We start from the raw sequence: 382 nt of genomic DNA, 5'->3' as shown, positions 1-382 counted from the left end.
GACCGTTGAACCTGAACTGGGTAATGCCAGCGGAGGAATTGTCATTTACGACACGAAAAGAGGCGCGTATTCTTTTGAATACCCGTTTTCTTCTCCACTCTCGCGTCTGGCGTCGCATGCCCCCATGCGGCGTTTTTTAATGGCGCGATAGATTCTTTCGCCTCCCCAAAAGGTTCTCGCTACGTGCAACCATTCCAAGGAGGTTTTTTGATGTTCTCGATTCCAGCGTTTCCAGGTAGCAGCAAAGTTTATGAAACAGGCAGTCGTCCAGACATTCGAGTACCTTTGCGAGAAATCAGCCTTCATCCCTCAGAAGGTCCTTATGGCACAACCCCTAATCCTCCGCTACGTGTCTATGACACAAGTGGCGAATACACCTCTA

Annotated in this window: 1 protein-coding gene; it reads left to right on the top strand. The window is 49.5% G+C overall.

Translation table 11 applies throughout. The features are described 5' to 3' along the window. Nucleotides 1-210: 210 nt before the first annotated feature. The coding region (locus tag SB773_RS30325; RefSeq protein ID WP_410593899.1) for a hypothetical protein at nt 211-382 on the top strand (172 nt) is incomplete at its 3' end.

Origin of the sequence: Bacillus sp. SIMBA_074 (assembly GCF_046534555.1) — a bacterium.
GTDB lineage: Bacteria > Bacillota > Bacilli > Bacillales > Bacillaceae_G > Bacillus_A > Bacillus_A mycoides.
The sequence above is the reverse complement of the archived record's forward strand: the minus strand, read 5'-3'. Positions and strand labels throughout refer to the sequence as shown.